General features: G+C 40.1%; 2 protein-coding genes. Both read left to right on the forward strand.

The features are described 5' to 3' along the window. Positions 1–176: 176 nt before the first annotated feature. Positions 177–1,127: a cysteine synthase A gene (cysK, locus tag HMPREF0027_RS08690; RefSeq protein ID WP_005624297.1), complete on the forward strand. Its 951-nt coding sequence runs from the start codon at positions 177–179 to the stop codon at positions 1,125–1,127. Positions 1,128–1,311: 184 nt separating this feature from the next. After that, the gene (gene rho, locus HMPREF0027_RS08695; protein WP_005624302.1) at positions 1,312–2,574 is read left to right on the forward strand and encodes a transcription termination factor Rho; all 1,263 of its coding nucleotides are present in this window, start codon (positions 1,312–1,314) and stop codon (positions 2,572–2,574) included. The last annotated feature ends 104 nt before the right edge of the window (positions 2,575–2,678 follow it).

Below are 2,678 nucleotides of genomic sequence, written 5' to 3' on the forward strand. Positions count from 1 at the left end.
CTATCCCAAAAATTGTAAGATTAGACCGCTTTTTATGTCCTAAAACCGCTTATGTGAAAGTGGTACAGCCTATATACCTTTCAGTTATATAAAATAAATTTTCACCACTAACATCTTTATCCAAAATAACGTATTCTCACCTCAACCTCTTATTTATACTAAAGGAATTAATAACTATGACTATCTATGCAGACAATTCTTATACTATTGGTAATACCCCTCTTGTTCGTTTAAAAAATTTTGGTCAAAACGGCAACTTATTAGTAAAAATCGAATCTCGTAATCCAAGTTTCAGCGTAAAATGCCGTATCGGTGCCAATATGGTATGGCAAGCAGAAAAAGATGGTATTTTAACTGAAGGTAAAGAAATCGTAGATGCAACTAGCGGTAACACAGGTATTGCATTGGCTTACGTAGCAGCCGCACGTGGTTATAAAATCACGCTTACCATGCCGGAAACAATGAGTACTGAGCGTAAACGTTTATTACGTGGTTTAGGCGTTAACCTTGTATTAACCGAAGGAGCAAAAGGTATGAAAGGTGCGATTGCCAAAGCGGAAGAAATTGTGGCGAGCGATCCGAATCGTTATGTGATTTTAAAACAATTTGCAAACCCTGCTAATCCGGCAATTCACCAGCAAACAACTGGCCCTGAAATTTGGAATGCAACCGAAGGTAATGTGGATGTAATTGTAGCAGGCGTAGGTACTGGCGGTACGATTACCGGTATTTCTCGTTACATCAAACAAGATCAAGGTAAACAAATTCTTTCTGTCGCAGTTGAGCCGAAAGAATCACCGGTTATCACGCAAACCTTAAATGGTGAAGAAGTAAAACCGGGTCCACACAAAATCCAAGGTATCGGCGCAGGTTTTATTCCTAAAAACTTAGATTTAAGCTTAATCGACCGCGTTGAACAAGTTTCAAGTGAAGAAGCGATTGCAACTGCGCGCAGAATCATGGCGGAAGAAGGTATTTTAGTTGGCATCTCATCCGGTGCGGCAGTTGCAGCAGCGGATCGTCTTGCAAAATTACCGGCATTTGCCGATAAACAAATCGTTGCTATTCTCCCATCTGCGTCAGAACGCTATTTAAGTACACTATTATTTGAAGGTGTAGAAATTTAATCTATTCACACAAAATGCCGGCTAAATGCCGGCATTTCATTTCTAATATCACGTTACAAGCGGTTAAATTTCGCAAAAAATTTGCAAAATTAGGCTATTTGTTGTATAATCCTCGACCGTCAAATTACGGCATTCCGTATCATACAGATTTCCAATCTATTTTTTCATAATCAATATATTTCCTATGCATCTTACTCAATTAAAAAATACACCGGTTTCGGAACTTGTCGAAATGGGTGAAAATCAAATGGGCTTAGAAAACTTAGCTCGTTTACGTAAACAAGACATTATTTTTGCAATCCTCAAACAACACGCTAAAAGCGGTGAAGATATCTTTGGCCAAGGCGTATTAGAAATTCTTCCTGACGGTTTCGGTTTCTTACGTTCGGCAGACAGTTCATACCTTGCCGGTCCTGATGATATCTATGTTTCACCAAGCCAAATCCGCCGTTTCAATCTTCAAACCGGTGATAAAATCGAAGGTAAAATTCGCCCACCGAAAGAAGGTGAACGCTACTTTGCATTATTAAAGGTTGATCTTGTTAATGATGACAAACCTGAAGTTTCTCGCAGCAAAATCTTATTTGAAAACTTAACGCCGTTACACGCAAATTCACGTTTAAAAATGGAGCGTGGAAACGGTTCAACTGAAGATTTAACCGCTCGCATTCTGGATTTAGCTTCTCCTATCGGTAAAGGTCAGCGTGGTTTGATCGTAGCTCCACCAAAAGCTGGTAAAACCGTTCTACTACAAAATATTGCGCAAAGTATTACGCATAATTACCCAGAGTGTGAATTAATCGTGCTTCTGATTGACGAACGTCCGGAAGAAGTTACCGAAATGCAACGTACCGTACGCGGCGAAGTAATTGCCTCAACTTTTGATGAGCCGGCAACACGTCACGTACAGGTTGCGGAAATGGTAATTGAAAAAGCAAAACGCTCAGTAGAACACAAGAAAGACGTGGTTATTCTATTAGACTCAATCACTCGTCTTGCTCGAGCTTACAATACCGTGACCCCTGTTTCAGGTAAAATCCTTTCTGGTGGTGTGGATGCAAACGCATTGCACAGACCAAAACGTTTCTTCGGTGCAGCTCGTAACGTAGAAGAAGGCGGTAGCTTAACCATTATCGCAACCGCATTGGTTGATACCGGCTCGAAAATGGATGAAGTTATTTTCGAAGAATTTAAAGGTACCGGTAATATGGAATTACACCTTTCTCGTAAAATTGCGGAACGCCGTGTATTCCCGGCTATTGAGTTTAACCGTTCGGGCACTCGTAAAGATGACTTACTAATGTCGCCAGAAGAACACCGTAATGCGTGGATGTTACGTAAAGTACTGAATCCAATGGATGAAGTGGCTGCAATGGAATGGTTAATCGATAAACTCAGCGTTGCAAAAACTAACGAAGAATTTTTCGAAGTAATGAAACGTTCATAAAAAAATAAAGGCACTCATAATGATCTGACCCCAAAAAGTTAGACTGTTTAATTTAAGGACCGAGTTCTGTATTGTACAGGGCTGAGTCCTTTTAATTTCACTTG

It is taken from the genome of Actinobacillus ureae ATCC 25976 (assembly GCF_000188255.1).
Classification (GTDB): domain Bacteria; phylum Pseudomonadota; class Gammaproteobacteria; order Enterobacterales; family Pasteurellaceae; genus Actinobacillus; species Actinobacillus ureae.